Annotated in this window: 25 protein-coding genes; 18 read left to right on the top strand and 7 right to left on the bottom strand. The window is 68.7% G+C overall.

Annotation, left to right across the window (positions count from 1 at the left end):
• The first annotated feature begins 8 nt into the window (after nucleotides 1–8).
• Complete coding sequence (locus ACGFJ2_RS24465) at nucleotides 9–1,079, top strand: SMI1/KNR4 family protein (protein ID WP_393471865.1); 1,071 nt, start codon at nucleotides 9–11, stop codon at nucleotides 1,077–1,079.
• A 6-nt stretch (nucleotides 1,080–1,085) separates the two neighbouring features.
• Here ACGFJ2_RS24465 and ACGFJ2_RS24470 read toward each other — a convergent pair whose 3' ends face one another.
• Complete coding sequence (locus tag ACGFJ2_RS24470) at nucleotides 1,086–1,670, bottom strand: DUF3043 domain-containing protein (RefSeq protein ID WP_225298405.1); 585 nt, start codon at nucleotides 1,668–1,670, stop codon at nucleotides 1,086–1,088.
• A gap of 153 nt (nucleotides 1,671–1,823) precedes the next feature.
• Here ACGFJ2_RS24470 and ACGFJ2_RS24475 point away from each other — a divergent pair, with 153 nt between their 5' ends.
• The 7 genes from ACGFJ2_RS24475 to ACGFJ2_RS24505 all read left to right on the top strand — a co-directional run bounded on the left by ACGFJ2_RS24475 (nucleotide 1,824) and on the right by ACGFJ2_RS24505 (nucleotide 8,805).
• Entirely contained in the window at nucleotides 1,824–2,636 is an 813-nt protein-coding gene (locus tag ACGFJ2_RS24475) for a PspA/IM30 family protein (RefSeq protein ID WP_357944923.1), read from the top strand.
• A complete protein-coding gene (locus ACGFJ2_RS24480; RefSeq protein ID WP_357944926.1) occupies nucleotides 2,633–2,911 on the top strand; it encodes a hypothetical protein in 279 nt (92 codons plus the stop codon). Before ACGFJ2_RS24475 ends, ACGFJ2_RS24480 begins: the two co-directional genes overlap by 4 nt.
• Before the next feature lie 2 nt (nucleotides 2,912–2,913).
• Complete coding sequence (gene htpX, locus ACGFJ2_RS24485; RefSeq protein ID WP_358188227.1) at nucleotides 2,914–3,810, top strand: zinc metalloprotease HtpX; 897 nt, start codon at nucleotides 2,914–2,916, stop codon at nucleotides 3,808–3,810.
• Nucleotides 3,811–3,814: 4 nt separating this feature from the next.
• On the top strand, nucleotides 3,815–4,372 hold the full coding sequence (locus tag ACGFJ2_RS24490; RefSeq protein WP_357944931.1) for a hypothetical protein: 558 nt from the start codon (nucleotides 3,815–3,817) through the stop codon (nucleotides 4,370–4,372).
• Nucleotides 4,373–4,397: 25 nt separating this feature from the next.
• Nucleotides 4,398–5,780 carry an alpha/beta fold hydrolase gene (locus ACGFJ2_RS24495; RefSeq protein WP_357944933.1) on the top strand — a complete coding sequence of 461 codons (1,383 nt, stop codon included), beginning with the start codon at nucleotides 4,398–4,400 and terminating at the stop codon, nucleotides 5,778–5,780.
• A gap of 187 nt (nucleotides 5,781–5,967) precedes the next feature.
• The gene (locus ACGFJ2_RS24500) at nucleotides 5,968–8,151 is read left to right on the top strand and encodes a protein kinase (protein ID WP_393471872.1); all 2,184 of its coding nucleotides are present in this window, start codon (nucleotides 5,968–5,970) and stop codon (nucleotides 8,149–8,151) included.
• A gap of 36 nt (nucleotides 8,152–8,187) precedes the next feature.
• Nucleotides 8,188–8,805, top strand: a complete 618-nt coding sequence (locus ACGFJ2_RS24505; RefSeq protein ID WP_357944938.1) for an SIMPL domain-containing protein — start codon at nucleotides 8,188–8,190, stop codon at nucleotides 8,803–8,805.
• 181 nt (nucleotides 8,806–8,986) lie between these two features.
• Here ACGFJ2_RS24505 and nadA read toward each other — a convergent pair whose 3' ends face one another.
• A complete protein-coding gene (nadA, locus tag ACGFJ2_RS24510; RefSeq protein ID WP_358188206.1) occupies nucleotides 8,987–10,144 on the bottom strand; it encodes a quinolinate synthase NadA in 1,158 nt (385 codons plus the stop codon).
• A gap of 157 nt (nucleotides 10,145–10,301) precedes the next feature.
• Here nadA and ACGFJ2_RS24515 point away from each other — a divergent pair, with 157 nt between their 5' ends.
• Nucleotides 10,302–10,655 carry an iron-sulfur cluster assembly accessory protein gene (locus tag ACGFJ2_RS24515; RefSeq protein WP_357944942.1) on the top strand — a complete coding sequence of 118 codons (354 nt, stop codon included), beginning with the start codon at nucleotides 10,302–10,304 and terminating at the stop codon, nucleotides 10,653–10,655.
• A gap of 113 nt (nucleotides 10,656–10,768) precedes the next feature.
• Entirely contained in the window at nucleotides 10,769–11,755 is a 987-nt protein-coding gene (locus ACGFJ2_RS24520) for a carbohydrate kinase family protein (RefSeq protein ID WP_357944945.1), read from the top strand.
• A 136-nt stretch (nucleotides 11,756–11,891) separates the two neighbouring features.
• Here ACGFJ2_RS24520 and ACGFJ2_RS24525 read toward each other — a convergent pair whose 3' ends face one another.
• From ACGFJ2_RS24525 to ACGFJ2_RS24535, 3 genes are all read right to left on the bottom strand, one after another.
• Nucleotides 11,892–12,323 carry a CBS domain-containing protein gene (locus tag ACGFJ2_RS24525; RefSeq protein ID WP_357944947.1) on the bottom strand — a complete coding sequence of 144 codons (432 nt, stop codon included), beginning with the start codon at nucleotides 12,321–12,323 and terminating at the stop codon, nucleotides 11,892–11,894.
• 81 nt (nucleotides 12,324–12,404) lie between these two features.
• Nucleotides 12,405–12,650 carry a sulfurtransferase TusA family protein gene (locus ACGFJ2_RS24530; protein WP_225298426.1) on the bottom strand — a complete coding sequence of 82 codons (246 nt, stop codon included), beginning with the start codon at nucleotides 12,648–12,650 and terminating at the stop codon, nucleotides 12,405–12,407.
• Entirely contained in the window at nucleotides 12,647–13,789 is a 1,143-nt protein-coding gene (locus ACGFJ2_RS24535) for a cysteine desulfurase family protein (RefSeq protein ID WP_363989482.1), read from the bottom strand. The genes ACGFJ2_RS24530 and ACGFJ2_RS24535 overlap by 4 nt, the downstream gene beginning before the upstream one ends.
• A 174-nt stretch (nucleotides 13,790–13,963) precedes the next feature.
• Here ACGFJ2_RS24535 and ACGFJ2_RS24540 point away from each other — a divergent pair, with 174 nt between their 5' ends.
• The 4 genes from ACGFJ2_RS24540 (at nucleotide 13,964) to ACGFJ2_RS24555 (ending at nucleotide 18,254) form a co-directional block, all read left to right on the top strand.
• Nucleotides 13,964–14,758: a cytochrome c oxidase subunit II gene (locus ACGFJ2_RS24540; RefSeq protein ID WP_393471880.1), complete on the top strand. Its 795-nt coding sequence runs from the start codon at nucleotides 13,964–13,966 to the stop codon at nucleotides 14,756–14,758.
• On the top strand, nucleotides 14,755–16,416 hold the full coding sequence (gene ctaD, locus ACGFJ2_RS24545) for a cytochrome c oxidase subunit I (protein WP_357944954.1): 1,662 nt from the start codon (nucleotides 14,755–14,757) through the stop codon (nucleotides 16,414–16,416). The genes ACGFJ2_RS24540 and ctaD overlap by 4 nt, the downstream gene beginning before the upstream one ends.
• A complete protein-coding gene (locus tag ACGFJ2_RS24550) occupies nucleotides 16,416–16,829 on the top strand; it encodes a cytochrome c oxidase subunit 4 (protein ID WP_225298434.1) in 414 nt (137 codons plus the stop codon). The genes ctaD and ACGFJ2_RS24550 overlap by 1 nt, the downstream gene beginning before the upstream one ends.
• A gap of 141 nt (nucleotides 16,830–16,970) precedes the next feature.
• The gene (locus tag ACGFJ2_RS24555; RefSeq protein WP_357944957.1) at nucleotides 16,971–18,254 is read left to right on the top strand and encodes an Ig-like domain-containing protein; all 1,284 of its coding nucleotides are present in this window, start codon (nucleotides 16,971–16,973) and stop codon (nucleotides 18,252–18,254) included.
• Nucleotides 18,255–18,567: 313 nt separating this feature from the next.
• Here the strand turns inward: ACGFJ2_RS24555 and trpD are convergent, their stop codons facing one another.
• Together trpD and ACGFJ2_RS24565 are read right to left on the bottom strand one after the other, a co-directional pair.
• Nucleotides 18,568–19,614 carry an anthranilate phosphoribosyltransferase gene (trpD, locus tag ACGFJ2_RS24560; protein ID WP_357944960.1) on the bottom strand — a complete coding sequence of 349 codons (1,047 nt, stop codon included), beginning with the start codon at nucleotides 19,612–19,614 and terminating at the stop codon, nucleotides 18,568–18,570.
• Between the two features lie 9 nt (nucleotides 19,615–19,623).
• Entirely contained in the window at nucleotides 19,624–20,022 is a 399-nt protein-coding gene (locus tag ACGFJ2_RS24565; protein ID WP_357641975.1) for a hypothetical protein, read from the bottom strand.
• A 197-nt stretch (nucleotides 20,023–20,219) separates the two neighbouring features.
• Here ACGFJ2_RS24565 and ACGFJ2_RS24570 point away from each other — a divergent pair, with 197 nt between their 5' ends.
• From ACGFJ2_RS24570 to ACGFJ2_RS24585, 4 genes are read left to right on the top strand one after another with little or no spacing between them, the layout of a single operon-like run.
• On the top strand, nucleotides 20,220–20,870 hold the full coding sequence (locus tag ACGFJ2_RS24570) for a heme-copper oxidase subunit III (protein ID WP_225298440.1): 651 nt from the start codon (nucleotides 20,220–20,222) through the stop codon (nucleotides 20,868–20,870).
• Between the two features lie 14 nt (nucleotides 20,871–20,884).
• Entirely contained in the window at nucleotides 20,885–21,697 is an 813-nt protein-coding gene (locus ACGFJ2_RS24575) for a c-type cytochrome (RefSeq protein ID WP_357944962.1), read from the top strand.
• On the top strand, nucleotides 21,694–22,806 hold the full coding sequence (locus tag ACGFJ2_RS24580; protein WP_393471886.1) for a Rieske 2Fe-2S domain-containing protein: 1,113 nt from the start codon (nucleotides 21,694–21,696) through the stop codon (nucleotides 22,804–22,806). Before ACGFJ2_RS24575 ends, ACGFJ2_RS24580 begins: the two co-directional genes overlap by 4 nt.
• A complete protein-coding gene (locus tag ACGFJ2_RS24585; protein ID WP_357944967.1) occupies nucleotides 22,803–24,455 on the top strand; it encodes a ubiquinol-cytochrome c reductase cytochrome b subunit in 1,653 nt (550 codons plus the stop codon). Before ACGFJ2_RS24580 ends, ACGFJ2_RS24585 begins: the two co-directional genes overlap by 4 nt.
• The last annotated feature ends 70 nt before the right edge of the window (nucleotides 24,456–24,525 follow it).

Here is a 24,525-nt window from a genome sequence, read left to right on the forward strand (position 1 = left end):
TGCGCGACGTGCTGAAGCTCGTACGGTTGGCGCTGACCGCGGCCATCCTGACCGCGATAGCGGTACGGCTGCGCCGCCGGGCCCGCAGCCTGAAGCAGGGGCCTGAGCAAGGGACGGAGCCGAGCGGCCCCGAGCCGATCCTGGGCCGCCCCAGCGGGGCTGATCTGGCGCGTTACCGGGTGCGCGGCAGGGCCCGGCCGATGATGGCGCTGCTCGGCGTGGCCGCGCTGACCGCGGTGGTCTTCGGGGTGTTCGCCCTCATGGGCATGCCGATCCACGACCGGGAAGAAGACCCTCTCGGCGAGATGTTCCGCGACGCCGCGAGGCGCTCGGCCATGGCCGCCACCGCTCCCGCCCAGCCCGCCACCGACGAGCCCATTCCCGCCGAGTCCGTTTCCGCCGGGCCCACTCCCGACGAGCTCGCTCCCGACCAAGCGGCCTCGACGCCTTCGCCCGCCGTACCCGATCCGTTCTGCCACCCCGAGCCGCGGCCGGTCACCGTCCGGCCGCTGGACCCCAAGGTGAAACGCGCGGTCGACCGCCAGTGGCGGCGCGTCGAGCGGTGGCTGAAGGCCAACGCGCCCAAGACGTACGCGACGCTGGGCCGTCCGGGCCGCGCCAAGACGATCGCTGTGGCCGAGTCGCAGATGGGCGTGGACTTCCCCGACAGCCTGCGCGCCTCGCTGCTGCGCCACAACGGCTCCAGAGGGGCCGGCGCCTTCGGCTTCGGCGCCTGGTTCGACGGCACCGTCAACCTCGGCATCCGCGACATCAGGGATACCTGGCGGGCTCTCTGCGCCAACAACGGCACCGACCCGGCGATCGGGTGGTGGCACGGCCGGACGATCCCCGTCCTCTCCTTCGGTCAGCGTGAGGGAGCGGACCTCGAATACGCCGTGGTCGACTCCATCGGCGGCAAGGTCGGCTGGGACGACATGGTCTCCGGCATGAGCCCGCGCCTGCCCTCCTACTACGCGCTGATGCGGACCGTCGCCGACAGCCTGGAGAACCGTACGGAGTTCGACGGCTGGCGGCCCACGGTCACGCGAGGGATGCTGCGCTGGGAAAAGGGGGAGTGAACCGCGTTACTTCTTGGGCGGCACCGGCTTGCCGCCCGGCAGGACCGCGGGCGGCGGGAAGCGCAGCTTGCGGATCTGCAGGGCCCGCATCGCGGCGTAGAAGCCGACGCCGCGCAGGTTCTCCTTGGGATACTTCTCCGCCACCAGCTTCTTGATCCGCCAGGCCACGAAGATCGAGGTGAAGAGCACACCGATCATCATGATCGGCCAGCCGATCGTGATCACGTAGCCGAGCACCAGCGGACGGATGTCGGCGGGCCACGGGATCCACGTCGCCAGCAGGATCACCAGCGAGAACGGCAGGAAGTATTGGCTCGGCAGCCGCCGCGAGTCGACCCAGTCGCGCGCGAACTTGCGCGCCGGGCCCTTGTCGCGGGCCGGGAAATAGCGTTCGTCGCCCGCGAGCATGCCCTTGCGGGCCCGCTCGCGCTCGACAGTCTGCTTGGCGCGGGCCTGTCGATAGGCCTCTTTGCGGTCCTTGGGCGCGGTGACCGGCTGGCGCCGTCTGCCTTCCGCGTCCCGGCGCTTGGGTGTGGGACGACCCTTGCCCTGGGGCTTAGGATCGTCAATGGGGACGGGGGTGTCGTCCACGGAGGTTTGGGAACGGCGTCGCAACACGACGTCAACCCTACCTGGATGGCAACTTAGTGACGCCCCCGTGCGTTATGCGTAGGGTAATCCCAAGGCGGCTGCGCTGCACTGGGTGAACACCAGCACGACCTAAGAAGGGGACGGCCGACGCGCATGAGCGTGATGAAGAGACTTTCGATGATCTTCAAGTCCAAGGCCAACAAGGCCCTGGACAAAATGGAGGATCCGCGCGAGACCCTCGACTATTCCTACCAGCGGCAACTGGAGTTGCTGCAAAAGGTACGCCGGGGCGTGGCGGACGTCGCCACCTCGCGCAAGCGGGTGGAATTGCAGGTCAACGGCCTCGAACAGCAGGCCAGGCGCTATGAGGAGCAGGGCCGCAAGGCGCTGTCCGTCGGGCGCGAGGACCTGGCCCGCGAGGCCCTCCAGCGCCGGTCCAATCTGCAGTCGCAGATGGCCGACCTGAAGATCCAGCATGAGAACCTGCAGGCCGAGGAGGAGAAGCTGACCACGGCTTCCCAGCGGCTGCAGGCGAAGGTCGACTCCTTCCGTACGAAGAAGGAGACGATCAAGGCCACCTACACCGCGGCCGAGGCGCAGACGCGCATCAACGAGGCCTTCTCCGGCATCTCCGAGGAGATGGGCGACGTCGGTCTCGCGATCCAGCGCGCCGAGGACAAGACCGCGCAGATGCAGGCCCGCGCCGGTGCCATCGACGAGCTGCTCGCCAGCGGCGCGCTCGATGACTACAGCGGCACGCGCGGCGACGACATCCAGGCCGAGCTCGACCGTATGGGCGGCGGCATGGACGTGGAGCTGGAGCTGGCCAGGATGAAGGCCGAGCTCGGCCAGGGTCCGGCGCCCAAGAGCGCCATCGAGCCGGGCCAGGGCGGCCAGCAGGCCGCGCCCCAGCAGGCTCAGCCTCAGAACACGCAGCAGCTGCGCCAGCCTGGGGAGGGCGCATGATCGTCAGAATCATGGGCGAGGGGCAGGTCGAGATCTCGGCCGACGACATCTCCGTGCTCAACCAGCTCGACAGCGAGCTCGAGTCGGCCATCGAGTCCGACGACGAGGCGAGCTTCCGGGTCAAGTTGCACGCCCTGCTCGACAAGGTTCGCCTCGTGGGCAAGTCGCTTCCCGACGACAGCCTTGAGCCGTCAGAGCTGATCCTTCCCCCCGCGGACGCCTCGATCGAGGAGGTCCGGGAGATGCTGGGCGACCAGGGCCTCATCCCGGGCTAGCCGTGAACACGCGGTTCGCACCCGACCGCGGTCTGACCACCCGCATGGTCGTGACGATGTTCCTGCTGGGGCTGCTCTACGTGGCCTTCATGGGCGTCCTCATCGCTGTGGGCGTTCAAGGACTGGTCGTGCTGGTACTCGCCGGGGGCCTGCTGCTCGCGCAGTACTTCCTGTCCGATCGCATCGCGTTGTTCGCGATGCACGGCCGGGAGGTCTCGCCGCAAGAGGCTCCCGAGCTCCATGGCATGGTCGACCGCCTGTGCGCGATGGCCGACATGCCCAAGCCGCGGGTGGCGATAGCGGATTCCGACGTCCCCAACGCCTTCGCCACCGGTCGCAACCAGAACAATTCCGTCCTCTGCGTGACGACCGGCATCCTGCGCCGCCTGGAGCCCCAGGAGTTGGAGGGCGTGCTGGCACACGAGCTGTCGCATGTCGCCCACCGTGACGTCGCGGTCATGACGATCGCCTCGTTCCTCGGCATCGTGGCCGGTCTGATGACCAGGTTCGCCCTGTACACAGGGCTGGGGCGCAGCCGCGACAACAACGGCGGCGTGCCGATCGGGCTGATCATCATGCTGGTCTCGATCGTCGTGTACGCGATCAGCTTCCTGCTCACCCGAGCCCTGTCGCGCTACCGCGAACTGGCCGCGGACCGGGCGGGCGCGCTGCTCACCCAGCGGCCGTCGGCCCTGGCCAGCGCGCTGACCAAGGTCACCGGCGACATGGCCAGGATCCCGAGCCAAGACCTGCGTGAGGCGGCGCCGTTCAACGCCTTCTACTTCGCCCCGGCGCTGGCCAAGGGCGCCTCCATCGCCACCCTGTTCTCCACTCACCCACCGCTGGAGCGCCGCCTGGAGCAGCTGGCCAGGATCTCCGCCCAACTCGGAAGGGGCTGACAGTATGGGCTGGCTCGACACCCTGCTAGGCCGGTCGAAGCCCGCACCACCCAACCTCGACGCACTGTTCGCGCTGCCATCCGCGGCGGTGACACTGCAGGCCGCCACCGGTCTCGTTCCCACCGGTCTCGGCTCGGTGTCCTTCCGCGCGGCGGAGGGCGGCGCGTTCGCCACCCTCGAAAGCGACGTGCAGGCGCTGCTCGGCGACCGCGTCGACAAGTCCTCCGACGGTTACGGCTACACCTGGCTCCTGGTGCGCCGATCGCCCGACGACATCAGCGACCTGGTCACCGAGCTGCACGCGGTCAACGCCTCGCTGGAGGGCGCCGGATTCGGTCCCTCGCTGCTCTGCTCGCTGGTGTCGTTCACCGATCCCAACGGCCGGCGGTTGGCGGTCGTCTACCTGTACAAGCGCGGCACGTTCTACCCCTTCGCGCCGCTGTCCGGCCAGCACCGCGACAACGCGCTCGAACTCCAGGCCAGAGGCGCGCTGGAGGGCGAGCTACCGCTGGAACAGGACCTCGGCCGCTGGTTCCCGGTATGGGGCGCCCCCGGCCTCTGATCGCACCGGGTGATCTAATGATCACGTGGAGCGACGACTGCTGGTGCTCGCGGCCACCGCCTTCGTGGTGGCGGCCGTGCTGTACAGCGCCTGGATGCCCGGCCAGTTCACCAGCCCGCTGGTCGACCGGAGCGACGGCCTGGTCGGCGAGCTGGCGGCGCGCGACCAGCCCGCGACGCGCCTGTTCAGGACCGCCGACGTGCTGGCGGGCCTGGCGATCGTGCTCGGGGTGGCGCTGACCCCCAGGGTGCGGCGGGAGCGGTTCGCCTGGCTCGGGCTGGCGGCCTTCGGCGTTCTCGTGCTCGCCGGTGGGCTGTTCCCGCTCGACTGCGCCGCGCTGGGCGATCCCGTCTGCGAGCTCGGCCCGCTGTCGCTCTCGCACCACGTCCACGTCGTAACCGGCGTGCTGGCCACGGCCGCCGTGCTGGCCGCGATGGCCCTGCTGAGCCGATACTGGGACACCTGCCTCGCCTGGCTGATCACCGGCGCGGCCCTGGGCGTCACCGCACTGACGCTGGCGGCCATCGCGGGCGGATATCCGGCCGGGCTGGCGCAGCGCGGGCAGGCGACGCTTGTGGCGATTTGGCTGGTGTACGTCGCGCTGCGACTGCTGGAGGCCGACGACCCTCCGCTGTCGCTTGGTCAGGGGCCGCATGTGGTCGTTCAGGGCGTGGGGCCGGTCGTGCTCATCAGCGCGGGGCTGGGCGGTGCGTCGTCCCACTGGGACGGGGTGGCCGCCGAACTGGCCCGGAGCCACCGGGTGATCCGCTTCGACCGGCCCGGTCTCGGCCGCAGTCCCGCCTCGCCGGCTCCACCCACTCTGTACGGGGAGGCGGCCCGCCTGGCCGCCCTGGCCCCCGCCCATCCCGAACAGGTCACCGTGGTGGCCCACTCGGTGGCCGCCTGGCACGCGGAGGCGTTCGTCAGGCTGCATCCGATGTGCGTGTCCCGGCTGGTGCTCGTCGACCCGAGCCGCGCCGACCGTGACCGGCGCGCCTCGTCGCTCGGCCGGTCCGTCGGCCGATGGCTGCCCGCGCTGGGCGGTGCCTGGGGCGCCGCCGCGCTCGCCTTCCTGGCGGGGCCGGTCGTCCATCGGCTGGTCAGTGGACTGCCGGACCGGGGGCGCGGGTACCGTACCGGCCGGGTGCTCGCCGCGGCCGTTGGGGAGTTTCTGGCCCGGCGGGACATGGCGGCCGACCTGCGCCTTGTCCGGGCGCGGCACGCCTTTCCCGACGTACCGGTGACGGTGATCAGCCCGGTGGCCGTGATCAGCGCGGGCGGGAGGGCACGACGTCAGGAGCGGCTGGCGGGCGACCTGAACGCCGACCACGTCCGCCTGACCTCCTCGACCCGCCGCATCCACCTCACCGCCGCTGGCGCGATCATCGACGCCGTTCGCGGCCTGTGACGCGACGCGCCCGCGGCCTGTGGCGTGACACCGTCCGGGGCCGTGACGCGACGGCGCGCCCGGCCTCGGCGGCGGACCGCGGGACGACGCGACCGGCGTGTTCTGGCTGGTGTGTGGGTCGATGGGCTGACGCGGAGCCGCGGAACCCACCAGAATGGCGGAAAAGACGCCATATATGGGGGTTGCAATGCCGGACCTCGTGGCCCTCAGGCCAGGGGATCCCGCGTCGGTCGGGGCGTACACCCTGTCGGGGCGGCTGGGCGAGGGCGGGCAGGGGACCGTCTACCTCGCGACCGCCGCCAACGGCGCGCGGGTCGCGGTGAAGCTGCTCCGCGCGGACCTGGCCGGAGACCACGAGGCGTCCGAACGGTTCGTCCGCGAGGTGGCGATGGCCCGGCGGGTCGCCCCTTTCTGCACCGCTCAGGTCATCGAGACGGGGCTGTTCGGCGGTCTGCCGTACATCGTCAGCGAGTACATCGACGGGCCGACACTCGACGACGTGGTGCGTACGGACGGTCCGCGCTCGGGGACGTCCCTGCACCGCCTGGCGATCGGTACGGTGACCGCGCTCGTCGCCATCCACCAGGCGGGCATCGTGCACCGCGACTTCAAGCCGTCGAACGTCGTGCTGGCCTCCGACGGCCCCCGGGTGATCGACTTCGGCATCGCCAGGGCGCTCGACCTGACCTCGTCGCTGACGGCCAGCGCCATCGGCACACCGTCGTTCATGGCGCCCGAACAGCTCACGGAGGCGGCTCCCGGGCCTCAGGCGGACATGTTCGCGTGGGCGTGCACGCTGCTGTTCGCCGCTTCCGGGCAGCCGCCGTTCGGGCAGGACAGCCTGCCGGCGGTGGTGAACCGGATCATCCATACCGACGCCGACGTCACGCCGATTCAGGATCCGGCGCTGCGCTCGCTGGTGACGGACTGCCTGGCCAAGGATCCCGGGCGGCGGCCGACGGCGGGCGAGGCGCTGATGCGGCTGCTCGGCCACGGGCCCGGCGGCGCCGCACCCGGCCTCCAACACCAGTCCGGCGGCGCCCCACCCAGCCTCCTGCACCAGGGGACCGCCGTGGCCGCCTCGGGCCCCATCCCGCCGGTCACCTCGGGTCCCATCCCGGCGATGGGCTCCACACCTCGGGCGCCGGGTGGCTCGGGGCCGGTGCCGTCGGCGCACATGCCGTACCAGCAGCCTCCGCCGCCCCCGTACGCGCGGCCGTTATACCAACAGCGGCTCCCGCTGACCCAGCCGCCCGCCCGGACGGGCGGCAGGCGGGGCATCGGATGGATCGTCGCCACGGCGGTCGCGTGCACGCTGGCGCTGGCCACCGTGGGCGGCATCGTCGCGGTACGGCTTGCGTCCCTGCCCGGCCCGATCGGCACCTCCTCGCCGACACCGGAGAACACGAACAGCCCGGACGCCTCGTACACCCCGACCCCCACCCCCACCCCCACCCCCACCCCGACGCCGACCCCGAGCCCGGACCAGAGCACCCGGACGATCGCGCTGCCCGGCACCTCCGTCGAGATCAGGGAGAACGGCTCCGACCCGATCAAGCTGGCCTCCTACAGCCTGAACGGCGGCAAGGGCGTCTACATCCGGCGGGCCGCCTCCGACGACTTCACGCTCGACAACCACTACTTCGAGTACGCCCTGGACGCCGACGGAGCCCGCGCGCTCGCCACCGACGTCGACTACAGCGGCGACGGCTACTCCCTCGTGTCGATCATCGACCACCGGACCGGCGCCAAGCGCACGGTGAAGCTCAGCATGAGGCCGGTGTTCCCGACGACGCCACGCTGGTCGCCGGACGGCAAGCTCGGCCTGGTCACGCTCTTCAAGGATGAGAGCGGGGAAAGCGTCGAGTACGGCTACGGCGTCATCGACGTCGCGCGGGGCACGGGCAAGGTCTACCAGGTCAAGGAGAAGGGCGCGGGCGAGTGGCGCTTCTTCTGGGACGCCGGCGGGCAGGCCGTCGGTACGTGGGTGGGCGGCCGGATGAAGTTCTACGACCTGGACGGCAACGCGCTGCGCACGCTGACCAGCGCGGGCTCGCCCGTCTGGGTGGAGGGCGACGACGTCTCCCCGTCGGGCGGGCTGTTCCTGTCCCACTGCACCGCGGCGGGCGGCGCGGTCTGCGCCAGGTCCACGACGGGCGGCGGCGGCACGCCCGTGACCATCCCGTTCGCCACCAACCGGCTCATCGGCTGGTGGGATGACCAGCACCTGGCCGTGTGGCGGGTCAAGGGCGCCGGATACGAGGCGGTTGTGATCGATCTGAAGGGGCAGGTCATCAGAGTGCTGGCCACCGCGGCCAAGCGGGCCGAGTTCGACAAGATGGGCATGCGCTTCAGCCGCGGTACGCCCTGACGAACCCGCCGATCCTACGGACCCAAGGGGGTGCGCGTGGAAACGGAGCACGAGCAGATCGCCGTCGCCGGCGAGGGGGCGGTCTCGGCCGCGCCCGACGTCATGCGCCTGAACGCGGGCGTGGAGGTGCGCAGGACCGCGGCCGCCGAAGCCTTCGCCGCCGTCAGGGCCGCCGCCGTCCGGCTCACAGAGGCGCTGACGGGGGCCGGCATCGCCCCGGAGGACCTGCGTACCAGCGAGTTGTCCCTTGGTCCCGAGTACGAGGTCTATCCCAAGGTGGCCGCATACAGAGCCGCGCAGGGCGTCGAGGCGCTGGTCCGCGACCTGTCGCGGGCCGACCGGGTGATCGACACCGTGGCGGCGGTGGGGGAGGAGGCGCGGCTGAACGGCGTCTCGTTCGAGCTGTCCGACCCCAGCGGGGCCCTGGCGCAGGCGAGGACACGGGCGTTCCGTGACGCCGCCGCCAAGGCCGCCCAGTACGCCGAACTCGCCGGGCGCCCGCTGGGCGGGGTCGTCTCGGTGACCGAGGAGTCGGTGGGCGGGCCGCAGCCGATGGCGTTCGCCGCGCTGGCGGCGGAGGAGAAGGCGTCGATCAGCCCCGGACGCCAGACCTTGTCGGTTGGCGTCCGGGTTGTGTACGCCTTCGGTGATTAGTGGGGTTCGTCGCGCGACCGTCTCGATCCCTGCGACGGTCCGTTGTGGCTGGGGTCCCTTCGGGGGTTCCCCTGCCGGGGTGGGAAAGAAGCGGTCCGTTGTGGGCTGGGGTCCTTTGGGGGGATTACCCCCTGCGGGGGAGCGGATAAGGGCGGTCCGTCGTGGCAGGGGAGCCCCGGCGTTAGGGGAGGGCCAGCATGCGGTCCAGGGCGACCTTGGCCCAGTGGGTGGTGTCGGCGTCGACCGTGATCTGGTTGACGACCTCCCCGAGCGCCAGTGACTCCAGTGCCCACACCAGGTGCGGCAGGTCGATCCGGTTCATCGTCGAGCAGTAGCAGACCGTCCTGTCCAGGAACGAGACGTTCTTGTCGGGGAACTGCGTGGCGAGCCGCTTGACCAGGTTCAGCTCGGTGCCGATCGCCCAGCTCGAACCCGCCGGAGCCGCCTCCAGCGTCTTGATGATGTGCTCGGTCGAGCCGACGTGGTCGGCCTTGAGCACCACCTCGTGCTTGCACTCCGGGTGCACGAGCACGTTGACGCCCGGGATGCGCCGCCGTACGTCATCGACCGACTCGGCCGTGAAACGGCCGTGCACCGAGCAGTGGCCCTTCCACAGGATCATCTTGGCGCGGTCGAGCTGCTCGCGGGTGAGGCCGCCGTTCGGGCGGTGGGGGTTCCAGACGACGCAGTCGTCCAGCGACATGCCCATCTCCAGCACCGCGGTGTTGCGGCCCAGATGCTGGTCGGGCAGGAACAGTACCTTCTCTCCCTGCTCAAAGGCCCAATCAAGGGCCCTCTTGGCATTGGAGGAGGTGCAGACCGCGCCGCCGTTGCGGCCGCAGAAGGCCTTGATGTCGGCGCTGGAGTTCATGTACGTGACGGGAATCACCTGATCGGCGAGACCGGCGTCCTCCAGCGACTCCCAGCACTCCTCGACCTGGTCGAAGGTGGCCATGTCCGCCATCGAGCAGCCCGCCGCCAGGTCTGGCAGGATCACCTTCTGCTCCTGGCCGGTCAGGATGTCGGCGGACTCGGCCATGAAGTGCACGCCGCAGAAGACGATGAACTCCGCCTCCGGCCTGGCCGCGGCCTGCTGCGCGAGTTTGAAGGAGTCGCCGGTGACGTCGGCGAACTGGATGACCTCGTCACGCTGATAGTGGTGACCCAGCACGAACAAACGGTCACCGAGCGTCTCCTTGGCCTTGCGCGCCCGCTCCACCAGGTCCGGATCGGAGGCCGGTGGCAGCTCACCAGGACAGTCGACCCCCTTCTCGCTGTGCGGATCGGCGTCCCGGCCGAGTACGAAGAGCGGCAGCCCAGTCTGGGTGGCCATGGCCATACCCCCTTATCGTCGAACTGACGATACTCATCATGACATATCGCCCGTAGCGCTTATTCCGGGGGTCCGGAGGGCTGGGAATGTGTAGCACAGGGGATGTGTTGGTAGCGTCTAAGTAGGACGTCGTAAACAGACAGCCGGGTTAGGGAGTCAGCAGATGACGGTTGAGAGCAGCGAGACCACGACGCAGGGCCTGATCCTGACTGACGCGGCCGCCGCCAAGGTCAAGGCCCTGCTTGAGCAGCAGGGCGAAGAGGGCCTGCAGCTGCGCGTGGCCGTGCAGCCGGGTGGCTGCTCCGGTCTGCGCTACCAGCTCTTCTTCGACGACCGTTCGATGGACGGCGATGTCGTGTCCGACTTCGGCGGCGTGAGCGTGGTCACCGACAGGATGAGCGCCCCTTACCTGCTGGGCGCCTCCATCGACTTCGTCGACACGATCGAGAAGCAGGGCTTCACCATCGACAACCCCAACGCCACCGGCTCCTGTGCCTGTGGCGACTCGTTCAACTAGTCGATGCGTCTAAGGTCCCGCTCGCATCCGTGCGACGCGGGACCTTCGCGTATCCTTACTCGCGTATCCTCGTTTGGTTCATTGGCTTGCCGACAACGAGGAAGAAGAATCCCGTGCGCATCGCCGTCACCGGCTCCATCGCGACCGACCACCTGATGACCTTCCCAGGAAGCTTCGGCGATCAGCTCATCGCCGAGCAGCTCGATCGGGTGTCGCTCTCCTTCTTGGTCGACGACCTGCAGATCCGTCGCGGTGGGTGCGCGGCGAACATCGCCTTCGGCATGGGCTGCCTGGGGCTCAAGCCGATTCTCGTGGGCGCGGTCGGCTCGGACTTCGCCGACTACCGCTCCTGGCTGGAGCGCCACGGCGTGGACTGCGATTCCGTGCACGTCTCCGAGAACCATCACACGGCCCGCTTCCTGTGCACCACGGACGAGCATCACAACCAGATCGCCTCGTTCTACACCGGCGCGATGGCCGAGGCGCGGCTCATCGAGCTGCGGCCCGTCTCCGACCGCGTGGGCGGGCTCGACCTGGTGCTCATCAGCCCCAACGACCCCGACGCCATGCTGCGCCACACCGACGAGTGCCGCCAGCGTGGCATCCCGTTCGCCGCCGACCCCTCGCAGCAGCTCGCGCGCATGGGCGACGAGCAGATCCGTGACCTCGTCGACGGCGCCGCCTACCTGTTCTCCAACGACTACGAGAAGGGGCTCATCGAGCAGAAGACCGGCTGGTCCGACGCCGAGATCCTCGACCGGGTGGGCGTCCGCGTCACCACGCTCGGCCCCAAGGGCGCCGTCATCGACCGCGCGGGCGAGCCGTCCATCCAGGTCGCTCCCGCGCCGGAGCAGGGCAAGGCCGACCCGACCGGCGTCGGCGACGCCTTCCGCGCCGGCTTCCTGTCCGGTCTGGCCTGGGGCCTGCCGCTGGAGCGCTGCGGCCAGCTCGGCAACCTGACCGCCACGCACGTGCTGGAGCGGGTCGGCGGCCAGGAGTACGAGCTCGGGCAGAAGGCCTTCCTGGAGCGCTTCGGCGCCGCCTACGGGGCCGGGGCCGCCGAGGAGATCGCGGACCTCGTCCGCTGCCACCACGCCTGACCCGCCACCGCCTCCCTACGCGGATCGCCCCGCCGCACGGTCGGTGCGGCGGGGTGGTGTGTTCCCCCGCGAAGACGCGCCCTGTACGCGGCCCGCGACATCGCAGGGCGTGCGCGGCCCGCGATGCGGCAGGTGGTCAGGCGTCCATGTACACCCGGTGGACGAACTCGACCAGCTGATCGTCGGGCAGGTGCCTGGCCAGGTCGGCCTCGGTGATCATGCCGACGATCCGCATGTCCGCCATCACCGGCAGCCGCTTGATCTGGTGCTCCTCCATGAGCTGGAGGGCCTCCTCGACCGTGGCGTCGGCCGGCACCGAGACCAGCCCGACCACCAGGTCGCCCGCCCGCATGGCCGACGGGGCACGGCCCTCGGCCACGCACTTGATCACGATGTCGCGGTCGGTGATGATCCCGGTCACGCGGTCGTCCACGCAGACCGGCAGTGCCCCGACATGGCTGTCACGCATCATTTGCGCGGCCCGATCGAGCGTCTCGTGGGCGGGGATGCACTCCGCGCCCTGGCTCATCAGGTCGCGCGCGGTCCGATGTGAATGTCCATCCGTCATGTCTTCCCCCCAGAAGTCGATGGTCTGACCCGAGGGGCTTCCTACCCACTTTGGGGTGCTCTGCGCCGTACGTACGAAATATCAGTAATTGCGGCGTACGTGGATGGACCAGCCGCCCTGCGGCAGCTCGTAGGAGCCCACGTGGCGGTGGGACTTCAGGCGGCACCACGCGGGGACGTCCGTGAACGCGGCCGGATCGTCGGCAAGGACGGCTATCACGGCGTTGAGCGGGACGTAGTTGATCTGCTCGGCGAGCATGATGATCGGGATCGGGCACTTCTTCCCGAGCGCGTCGATCGTCAACGCCGGCTGAATAACCTCGGTCATGCGACTCCTGCGTCCTGCCGGATTCGGTGCACCACATCGGGCAGCACGGCGAGGAACCTGTCGACCTCGGCCGCGGAAGCGCCCCTGGGCAATGACACCCGGACATTCCCATGCGTGAGCACGCCCATGGCTTCCAGAACGTGCGATGGACGAAGCGTACTAGCGGTGCACGAACTCCCGGACGATACTGCGAATCCGGCCTTGTCCAGCTCGGTGAGCAGGACCTCCCCGTCGACGTAGAGGCAGGAGAAGGTCACGATGTGGGGCGCCCGCTCGACCGGATCGCCGATCACCTCCACGTCGGGCACGATCTCCGGCACGGTCCGCCTGATCTTGTCGACGAGCGCGGAGAGCCGGGAACGTTCGCGCGCCGCCTCGGCGGTCATCGCGCGCAGCGCGGCCGCGGCGGCGACGATGCCCGGTACGTTCTCGAACCCGGGGACCCGGCGCCGCTCGCGCTCGTCCTCCGGCAGGAACGACCTGAACCGCGTGCCCTTGCGCACCACCAGCACGCCCACCCCGGCGGGACCGCCCCACTTGTGGGCGCTGGCCGTCAGCACCGACCAGCCCTCCGGAATCGGCAGCCGACCGGCCGTCTGCGCGGCGTCGACCAGCAGCGGGACGCCGTGCTCCCGGCAGGCCGCGGCCACCTCCGCCACCGGCTGGAGCGTGCCGACCTCGTGGTTGGCCGTCTGCAGGCAGGCCAGGCCCGTGTCGGGCCTGGCGACGGCGGCCTTGAAGGCGGCCGGGTCGACGCGTCCGCGCAGATCCACCCCCACGATCTCCACCGTACCGCCGCCGCGTTCGTGCAGGCTGGCGGCGTGCAGCACGCTGGAGTGCTCGACCGCGCTGGTCACCAGATGCCGCCCAGCCCTCCGCCTGCCGTGTAGGGTGCCGAGCACGCCGAGATGCACGGCCTGTGTGCCCGAAGAGGTGAACGACACCTCGTCCGGGCGCGCGCCGAGCGCCTCGGCCACTTCCGTACGGGCCTGCTCCAGCAGCAGGTGCGCACGGCGGGCCTGGCCGTACAACCTCGCGGGGTCGGCCCAGCCGACATCGATCGCCGCCAGGAGCGCCTCGCGGGCCTGGGGATGGAGCGGCTCGGTCGAGGCCGCGTCAAAGTACGCCACGAGACCCATCGTCCCACTTGCCGTACGCCATCGAGGGGGCGCGCGGGAGGGCGGGGCTCTTGCACGCTAATGTGTCTGCAATCAGCTGTGCTTTTAGACATACGAGCGCCCAGGAGGACTCCTGGGCTTCATCTGTGGGGTAGGCGATCCGTGAGTCCGACTCGCCGTTCGACACGGCGTTCGTTGGCCCGGCGCAGAGTGCCGCGAGCCGCCGCTTTGGCGTTGCTGCTGGCCTCCGCTACGGCATGTGCTAATGACGTTCCCAAGGCCGATTGGTCCAAGGGTCTGCTTCCTGAGCACATCACCAGCCAGGGCGACATCGTCCAGAATCTTTGGAACGGGGCCTGGGTCGCCGCACTCGCCACGGGCGCCGTGGTCATCGTCCTGATCATCTGGGCGTGTGTGTTCCATGTGAAGCGCAAGGCCAAGGCCGAGCTCCCGCCGCAGGTCCGTTACAACCTGCCGATCGAGATGCTCTACACCTTGATCCCGCTGGTGATGGTGTCGGTGTTCTTCTTCTTCACCGCGCGCGACAGCCGGGATCTGCAGGTGCTCTCCGGCCATCCTGACGTCAAGGTCAAGGTGGAGGCGTTCCAGTGGAGCTGGCGGTTCACCACGACGGTCAACGGCAAGACGTTGAAGCCGGTCGTGGGCCAGCCTGTGAGCGACTACAAGTCGGGCCCGCAGCTCGTGTTGCCTGCGAGCAAGACAGTGGAGTTCGAGCTGGAGTCGCCCGACGTCATCCACTCCTTCTGGGTGCCGGCGTTCCTGTTCAAGCGTGACGTCATCCCGGGGCTGCCCAAGGACAACAAGGGGCGCTTCTTCGAGATCAAGACGCTCGACAAGACCGGCACCTTCGCGGGTCGCTGCGCTGAGCTGTGCGGCGTCGACCACAGCCGCATGCTCTTCTCGGTGAAGCTCGTCCGCGACGCTGAGTGGAACCAGTACATCGCAACTCAGGCTGGGAGTGCCCAGTGACCGCCATCCAAGAGCCAATCTCGACGACCCCGAGGCGCGCCTCCAAGGGCGCGGTGGTCGTGAAGTGGCTGTCCAGCACCGACCACAAGATCATCGGTCACCTCTATCTGATCACGTCGTTCGCCTTCTTCCTGATCGGCGGCGTCATGGCGCTGATCATGCGGGCCGAGCTGGCGCAGCCGGGGCTGCAGTTCACCAGCAACGAGCAGTTCAACCAGCTGTTCACCATGCACGGCACGATCATGCTGCTGATGTTCGCGACGCCGCTGTTCGCCGGGTTCGCCAACGAGCTGATGCCGCTGCAGATCGGCGCGCCGGACGTGGCCTTCCCCCGGCTGAACATGGTGAGCTACTGGCTCTACCTGTTCGGCAGCATCATCGCGGTGTCGGGCTTCTTCACGCCCAACGGCGCCGCCTCCTTCGGGTGGTTCGCCTACACGCCGCTGTCGACCGCGATCAGCTCGCCGGGCATGGGCGGTGACCTGTGGATCATGGGTCTGGCGCTGTCGGGCCTGGGTACGATCCTCGGCTCGGTCAACTTCATCACCACGATCATCTGCATGCGCGCGCCGGGCATGACGATGTTCCGCATGCCGATCTTCACCTGGAACATCCTGCTGACCAGCATGCTCGTGCTGATGGCCTTCCCGGTGCTGGCCGCCGCGCTGCTGGCGCTGGAGGCCGACCGTAAGCTCGGCACCCACATCTTCACCCCGGAGAACGGAGGGGCGCTGCTGTGGCAGCACCTGTTCTGGTTCTTCGGCCATCCGGAGGTCTACATCATCGCGCTGCCGTTCTTCGGCATCGTGAGTGAGATCTTCCCGGTGTTCAGCCGCAAGCCGATCTTCGGCTACATCAGCCTCGTGGCCGCGACGATCTCGATCGCCGGCCTGTCGATCACGGTCTGGGCGCACCACATGTTCCCGACCGGGCAGGTGTTGCTGCCGTTCTTCTCGTTCATGACGTTCCTCATCGCGGTGCCGACGGGCGTGAAGTTCTTCAACTGGATCGGCACGATGTGGCGTGGGCACCTCACGTTCGAGTCGCCGATGCTGTTCTCGATCGGCTTCCTGATCACCTTCCTGCTGGGCGGCCTGACCGGCGTCATCCTGGCCTCGCCGCCGCTCGACTTCCAGATCAGCGACACCTACTTCGTCGTGGCCCACTTCCACTACGTGGTGTTCGGCACGGTGGTGTTCGCGATGTTCGCCGGCTTCTACTTCTGGTGGCCCAAGTTCACCGGCAAGATGCTCGACGACAAGCTCGGCAAGCTGCAGTTCTGGCTGCTGTTCATCGGCTTCCACGCGACGTTCCTGATCCAGCACTGGCTCGGCGTCGTCGGCTTCCCGCGCCGCTACGCCGACTACAGCCCGGCCGACGGCTTCACCGACCTGAACCTCATCTCGTCGGTCGGCGCCTTCGTGCTCGGCCTGTCGGTGCTGCCGTTCTTCTACAACGTCTGGAAGACCGCGCGCAGCGCGCCCAAGGTCACGGTCGACGACCCGTGGGGCTACGGCAACTCGCTCGAATGGGCGACCTCCTGCCCGCCGCCGCGGCACAACTTCACCATGCTGCCGCGGATCCGGTCCGAGCGTCCCGCGTTCGACCTGCACTACCCGCACGTGTCCGCCAAGACGCCCCAGGAGGTCGAGGCCTGATGAAGGTACAGGGTTGGCTGTTCCTGCTGTGCGGCCTGTTCTTCGCCGGCGTGGACGTCGCTTACTGGTTCTGGACCAAGGCGGACACCGGGCACGGGGAGCCGGTCGGCACCACGGCCATGGCCATCTCGGTCGGCTTCGCGTTCATGATCGGCTACTACCTGATGTTCACGGCGCGGCGCATCGGCGACCAGCCCGAGGACAACAAGCAGGCCGAGATCAGCGACGGCGCCGGTGAGATCGGGTTCTTCAGCCCGAGCAGCTGGTGGCCGCTGTTCCTCTGCCTGGCGGCGGCGTTCGCGTTCGCCGGGTTCGTGATCGGGTTCTGGATGTTCCTGATCGGCGTGTTCCTGATCATCATGGCCATGATCGGATTCGTGTTCCAGTACTACCGGGGTAACTTCTCGCACTGACCGCGAGACTTTCGGCGGGTGTCCTCTTCTGGGAGAGGACGCCCGCTTTTTGTTGTTCTTTGCCGGTACACGGATGTGACGAATCAAGCACTCAGGGTAACAAGTGAGGGGAATGGATCGATCTCGGACGGGGGAGTGCACGTGGGGCGCTTGGCTCATGGATCCGCCGGGCTGCTGGCCCTGGCCCTGCTGACATCGTGTTCTGGGACCCAGACCGACCCTTCCGGAAGCGCCGGGGCGACCGGTGCCGCCACCGGGGGTCCGGCTGCCGGGGCCGCGGCCGGTCAGACCGCCGCGGTCGGTGACGGGGTCGCGAAGCCGCCTGTGGCGGCCACCGTGGTGGTGAATCCACTCAACAAAGCCGGAAATATCCCGACGGACCAGACCGTGGTCGTCACCGCGCAGTCCGGCACCCTCAAGAGCGTCCGGATCCAGGGCGGCGGCAAGGCGGGCGAACTGCCGGGCGTGCTCAGCGCCGACGGCACCGCCTGGCGCAGCACCCGTACCGCCAGGCCGGGCACCACGTACACGATCACCACGCTCGCCGCCGGAGCCGACGGCAAGCCGATCGAGAGCACCAGCACGTTCTCGACGGTCAAGGCGACCAAGACCTTCGACATCGAGACGGTGACGCCGAACCGCTACGACACCGGTCTGACGGTCGGCGTCGGCATGCCGGTCATGGTCACGTTCGACCAGCCGATCACCGACCGGGTGGCGGTCGAGCGCAATCTCGTCATCCACAGCTCGAAGCCGGTCGAGGGAGCCTGGCACTGGTTCGACGACCGGCACGTGGACTTCCGGCCGCTGCACTACTGGCCGGCCCACACCAACGTCCGCATGGAGGCCCACCTGGCCGGCGTACGCGGGGCCGAGGGCGTGTACGGCAAGCGCGACTTCGCCTTCGACTTCAAGATCGGCCGTTCGCAGATCACCAAGGGCAGCACCGACGTCCACGTGCTGACGGTCCGCCGTGACGGCAAGACGATCCGCACCATGCCGATGAGCGCCGGCCAGGGCGGCGACTGGAAGTACTACACGACCTCCGGCATCCACCTGGCCATGTCCAGGGAGCCGGTGACCGTCATGACCTCACCCGGCATCGGGCCCGGCTCGGCGGGCTACTACCAGCTGACCGTCTACGACACCGTGCGCATCTCCAACAGCGGCGAGTACATCCACAGCGCGCCGTGGTCGGTCGGCTCGCAGGGCTACGCCAACGTGAGCCACGGGTGCGTGAACGTCAGCCCGGAGAACGCGGCCTGGTTCCTCAAGAACACACTGATCGGGGACCCGATCATCATCACGGGCTCGCCCCGGGTGCTGGAGCCGACCAACGGGTGGGGGCACTGGCAGGAGAGCTGGCGGGAGTGGCTCAAGTGGAGCTCACTCAAGGCCGCCCCCACCATGCTCCTCAACCGCTGAACACTCCTCAACCGCTGAACACTCCCCAACCGCTGAACACTCCTCAACCGCTGAACACTCCTCAACCGCTGAACACTCCTCAACCGCTGAACACTCCTCAACCGCTGAACACTCCTTAACCGCTGAACGCTCCTTAACCGCTGAACACTCCTTAACCGCTGAACGCTCCTTAACCGCTGAACGCTCCTTAACCGCTGAGAGCTCTTATCGCGGAAGGCCCGTGCAAGGCGCTACGGCTGAGGCCCTCTGTCCGTCCCTGGGGTCCTCGTGGGAGCCCTCTTGAGCGTCCTGCGGTCGCCAGGTCCCGATGGGGTCAAGCCGGGCTGAGGGAGCGGCTGGTCTCTATCCAGCGGTCCAGGGCGGCGGCGGCGCGGCCGGAGTCGACGGCCTGGACGGCGCGCGCGTAGCCGTCGATCATCGCCGCGTCGAGGTCGTCGCCGGGTCCGTCCAGCGCCACCAGGGCCGCCGCCGCGTTGAGCAGCACGGCGTCGCGCACCGGGCCCGTCTTGCCGCGCAGGAGGTCATGGACCGCCTGGGCGTTGAAGTCGACGTCGCCGCCCTTGAGGGCGCCCGCGTCGGCCCGGGGGATGCCGAGAACGGAGGGGTCGAAGACGGTCTGGGTCGCGGCGCCTTCCTTGACGATCCAGACCGTGGAGGTCGTGGCGATCGTGAGCTCGTCGAGGCCGTCGTCGCCGCGGAAGACCAGGGCGGAGACGCCGCGCTCGGCGAAGACGCCCGCGAGGACCGGCAGCATGTTCTTGTCGAAGACACCGATGGCCTGGGCGGCGGGGCGGGCCGGGTTGGTGAGCGGGCCGAGGAAGTTGAAGACCGTCGGGACGCCGATCTCCTTGCGCGGCGGCCCGGCGAAGCGCAGCGCGGGGTGGTAGACCGGGGCGAAGCAGAAGGCGATGCCCGCCTCGCGGGCGACGAGGGCCGTCTGCTCGGGCGTCAGGTCGAGGCGGATGCCCAGGTGCTCCAGCACGTCGGCGGCGCCGCACGAGGAGGAGGCGGCGCGGTTGCCGTGCTTGACCACGCGGGCGCCCGCGCCGGCGGCCACGATGGCGGCCATCGTCGAGACGTTGACCGTGTGGGCGCGGTCGCCGCCGGTGCCGACGACGTCGACGACCGGGCCCTCGACGTCGAGCGGGGTGGCCAGCTCCAGCATGGTGCGGGCCAGGCCCACGACCTCGGCCACCGTCTCGCCCTTGGCCCGCAGCGCGACCGCGAACCCGGCGATCTGGGCCGACGTCGCGGAGCCGGACATGATCTCCCGCATCGCCCAGGAGGTCTCATCGGCGGTCAGATGCTCACCCGACAGGAGAGCCGAGAGCAGGGCGGGCCAGGTCGTCCGGGCATCCACGGCGGGCACCTACTTCGCGTTGAGTCGGGTCGAGGCGCGGCGGCGCATCAGGTCGGCGACGGTGTCGGCCAGGACCATGGGCTCCAGCGGCTGCGGGACCACGGCGTCGGCCTTGGACCAGTCGGCCAGCCAGCGGTCGTCGCGCCGGGCGATGATCAGGCAGACGGGCGGGCAGTCGTAGACCTCGTCCTTGGCCTGGCGCGAGACGCCCATGCCGCCGGCGGGCTGGGTCTCGCCGTCGAGGATGGCCACGTCGATCTCGCCGGAGCCCAGCCACTGGTGAACCTTGGGCTCGGTGGCGCACTCCACGATCTCCACGAGGGGGACATCGGCGGCGGGTCGCCGGCCGATCGCCAGCCGAACCTCTTCACGGGTGGCGGCGTCGTCGCTGTAGACGAGGACCCTCATCGTGTCGTCGGTGCTCACGGTCGCGCTCACTATCGGTCGTAGCTGTATGGTCACCTGGGATCGTACCGGTGCCCCGGCCCGCAATCCCAGGCCGCTGTCTCTGGCGGGCGTTTTGTCCTCATTTTTTGAGGTTACGGGCATGTTTGTTCCTGCTTACGGGGGGGTCGTGCGCGGGACCGCCCACAGAAGCCGCAATAATGCTGCCCGTGGCGACAGCATCCGCAATAACTTCGACGACGACAGCACAGCCGTACCGCAGACCCAATCTGGTCAGCGTCGGTACGATCGTCTGGCTGTCCTCTGAGCTCATGTTCTTCGCGGCGCTGTTCGCGATGTACTTCACCATCCGGTCGGTGAGCGAGGGCAACGGCCTCGAGTGGGGCCCCGCGCTCCTGCAGAAGGGCGTGGAAGCCGAAGGCGCTCACCTGAACATCCCGTTCGCGACGGTCAACACGATCATCCTGGTCCTGTCGAGTGTGACGTGCCAGCTGGGCGTATGGGCCGCGGAGAAGGGGCAGGTCGGCAAGCTCCGCTTCTGGTATCTCGTGAGCTTCCTGATGGGCGCGGTCTTCGTCGCCGGTCAGCTGTACGAGTACGGCGAGCTGGCGAAGGAGGGCGCGACCCTGTCCGCGAACGCCTTCACCTCGGTGTTCTACCTGACGACGGGCTTCCACGGCCTGCACGTAACGGGTGGCCTGATCGCGTTCCTCTTCATGCTGGGACGGACGTACGCCGCGAAGCGCTTCACGCATGAGCAGGCCACCAGCGCCATCGTCGTGTCCTACTACTGGCACTTCGTCGACGTCGTCTGGATCGGTCTTTTCGCGACCATCTACATTATTCGTTAAGGAACGGGATCTCTGTGACTAGGATCACCGCTTGGCGGCGGCATCCCCTCGCGAGATACGCCGTCCTGATTTTCGCGTTGGCGCTGGTCGGGATGGCATACACCGCCTTTGTTCAGGTGGGTAAGCCTGCTGACGCGGCCCTCGCGTCAGGCAGGGTCGACGACGTGGCCGAGGGCAAGGCCCTGTTCGAGCTGCACTGCTCCAGCTGCCACGGGCTCAACGCGCAGGGCATCAGCGGGAAGGCTCCCACGCTCATCGGCGTCGGGGCCGCGGCCGTCGACTTCCAGGTGAGCACCGGCCGCATGCCCGCGGCCGACTCCGGCGCCCAGGCGCCGCGCAAGCCGGAGAGCAAGTGGGTCAACCCGGACTCGATCCGCAAGCTCGGCGCCTACGTGCAGTCGCTCGGCGGCGGCCCGCAGGTGCCCGGCAAGGAGCAGGTCGACGCCAAGCTCGGCGACGCGGGCAAGGGCGGTGAGCTGTTCCGCGCCAACTGCATCCAGTGCCACAACTGGGCCGGCGCGGGCGGCGCGCTGACGCAGGGCAAATACGCCCCCAACCTGAACCAGGCGTCTCCCACGCAGATCTACGAGGCCATGATCACCGGCCCGCAGGCGATGCCGGTCTTCAACGACTCGACGATCACGCCTGAAGAGAAGCGCAGCATGATCGCCTACATCACCAATGTTCGCGAGCAGAAGGACCCGGGAGGTTTTGGCCTCGGGCGTATTGGCCCGGTCACCGAAGGTCTCGTAGCTTGGATAGCGGGCCTCAGCGCCCTCGCCCTCGCCGCCATCTGGATCACCGCGAAGAAGCGACAGAAGTCATGACAGACAACGAGCATGAGATCGAGCAGCCGGACGAGCGCGTCCCACGGCGCGTCATCGGCACCCCCGCGCCGGGCACCTCGATGCTCGGCGCCCCCGAACGCGAGGACGTCGAGGTAGAGATCCCGGGCGTCACGCTGCAGGACGAGCAGAAGGCGCGCAAGGCCGAGAAGATCGTGGCGCTCTGCTTCACGGTCACGTTCCTCGCGGCCATCGCGTTCATCATCTCGTACGTCTACTTCCAGGTCGGCAGCCCGGAGAGCACCGGCGTGTCCAACCTGGCGCTCGGCGGCACGCTGACGATCGCGCTGCTGGGGCTGGCCTCCGGCATCGTGATCTGGGTCCGCATGATCATGCCGAAATACTCCCTGGTCCAGGAGCGCCACCCCATGGTCTCCGGCGAGGAGGAGCGGGGGGTCGTCGCCGAGACCTTCATTCAGGGCGCCAACGAGAGCGGTTTCGTCAAGCGCAAGCTGCTGCGCCGCACGCTGCTGCTCGCGGCCGCGCCGCTGGGCCTGCTCCCGGTGGTGCTGCTGCGTGACCTCGACAACTCCAAGATGCCCGGCGCCGCCTTCAACAAGACGCTGCGGCACACGGTCTGGGGTGAGAAGACCAAGGACGGCAAGCCGCGCAGGCTCGTCGTCGAGGGCACCGGCCAGCCGATCCGCGCGGCCGACTTCAACTCGCCGGGCGGCATCCTGTCGGTGGTGCCCGATGGCTACCAGCACGACCTGAACGCCCTGGCCAAGGCGACGCTGATCCTGATCAAGTTCCGCCCCGAAGAGATCAAGTCCGGGACCAACCAGAACTGGACCCACGACGGGATCGTCGCCTACTCCAAGATCTGCACGCACGTGGGCTGCCCCGCGGCCCTCTACGAGCAGACCACCCACCACATCCTCTGCCCCTGCCACCAGTCGACCTTCGACGCCGCCGACGGAGCGAAGGTCATCTTCGGCCCGGCGGCCCGGCCGCTGCCGCAGCTGCCGATCACGGTCGACGGAGAGGGTTTCCTCGTCGCCGAGGGGGACTTCAACGTGCCGCCCGGTCCCAGCTACTGGGAGCGCGGCGACGCCGAAGCCGAGGCCAGGTCCAAGGGAGGCCAGGCATGAGCGAGCTGACCACCGTACCCAAGGCCATCGCCGGCCCGTCGAACTTCCTCGACGAGCGCCTCGGCGCGGGCAACTTCCTCAAGCGCAACTTTCGCAAGGTCTTCCCCGACCACTGGTCGTTCCTGCTGGGCGAGATCGCGCTCTACTCCTTCGTCATCCTGCTGCTGACCGGTACGTTCCTGACGTTCTGGTTCAAGCCGAGCATGGCGGAGATCGCCTACGACGGGTCGTACGCCCCGCTCAAGGGCGTCATGATGTCCCAGGCCTACGCGTCGTCGCTGGAGCTCAGCTTCGACGTCCGGGGTGGTCTGCTCATGCGGCAGATGCACCACTGGGCGGCCCTGATGTTCGTGGCCGGCATGATGGTGCACGCGCTGCGGGTGTTCTTCACCGGCGCCTACCGCAAGCCGCGCGAGCTCAACTGGCTGATCGGCGTCGGGCTGCTGACGCTGGCGCTCGCCGAGGGCCTGACCGGCTACTCCCTGCCTGACGACCTGCTGTCCGGCGCCGGTCTGCGGATCACCGAGGGTGTGGCGATCTCGCTGCCGCTGGTCGGCACGTACGTCACGTTCTTCCTGTTCGGCGGGGAATATCCGGGTGAGGATGTCATCTCCCGGTTCTACTCACTGCACATTCTGCTCATCCCAGGCATCATCCTGGCGCTCGTCTCCGCCCACATGGTGCTCATGTGGACGCAGAAGCACACCCAGATGCCCGGCAAGAACCGCAACAACCACAACGTGGTGGGAGCGCCGTTCTACCCGGCCTTCATGGCCAAGGCGGGCGCGTACTTCCTGTTCACGTTCGCGGTGGTGGCGGGGTTGGCGACCTTCGCCCAGATCAACCCGATCTGGCTGTTCGGGCCCTACACGCCCGCCGACATTTCGGCCGGTTCGCAGCCCGACTTCTACATGGGCTTCCTCGAAGGCGCGCTGCGCATCATGGTGCCGTGGGAGATCAACCTGTTCGGCACGTCCCATGCCGGGACACTGCCGCTCAGCGTCATCATCCCGGCGCTGGTGCCCATGGGCATCATCATGACGGGCCTGGCGCTCTATCCGTTCCTGGAACGCTGGGTCACGGGCGACAAGCGCGAGCACCACATCGCCGAGCGTCCGCGCAACAACCCGCACCGCACCGCGATCGGCATGACGGCCATCACGTTCTACGGTGTGCTCTGGTTGCTCGGCGCCAACGACGAGATCTCGGCCAACTTCCACATCAGCCTGAACGTGACCACGTACGCGGGGCGGGTGCTGATCTTCGTGGCGCCCGCACTGGCGTACCTGATCACGTATCGCATCTGCCTCGGCCTGCAGCGCTACGACGCGGGTGTCGTCTCGCACGGCGTCGAGTCGGGTGTGATCAAGCGGCTGCCGCACGGCGAGTACATCGAGCTGCACACGCCGGCGGACGACGACATCGCCGCGCACGTCCAGGGCAAGGAGCCGGTGCTGATGCTGCCGGCCGCGCCCGACAGCGCGGGCATCCCGCCGAAGGGGATGCGCGGCCCGCTCGGCAAGCTGCGCGCCCGGATGTCCAAGGCGTACGGAGGGGAGAAGATTCCTCTCGGCGACGGGCATGGGCATGAGCATGAGGAGGAGCACGCGGCGATCGGAGCCGGCGACGACCACTCCGTGACGCGGTAGTTTCTCTTCGGTTCGGGCCCGGGCGGATCATCCGCCCGGGCCCGTTCTTTTGGCGTCAGGTGTCTTCAGG

Source organism: Nonomuraea sp. NPDC049028, assembly GCF_043197735.1.
Classification (GTDB): Bacteria; Actinomycetota; Actinomycetes; order Streptosporangiales; family Streptosporangiaceae; genus Nonomuraea.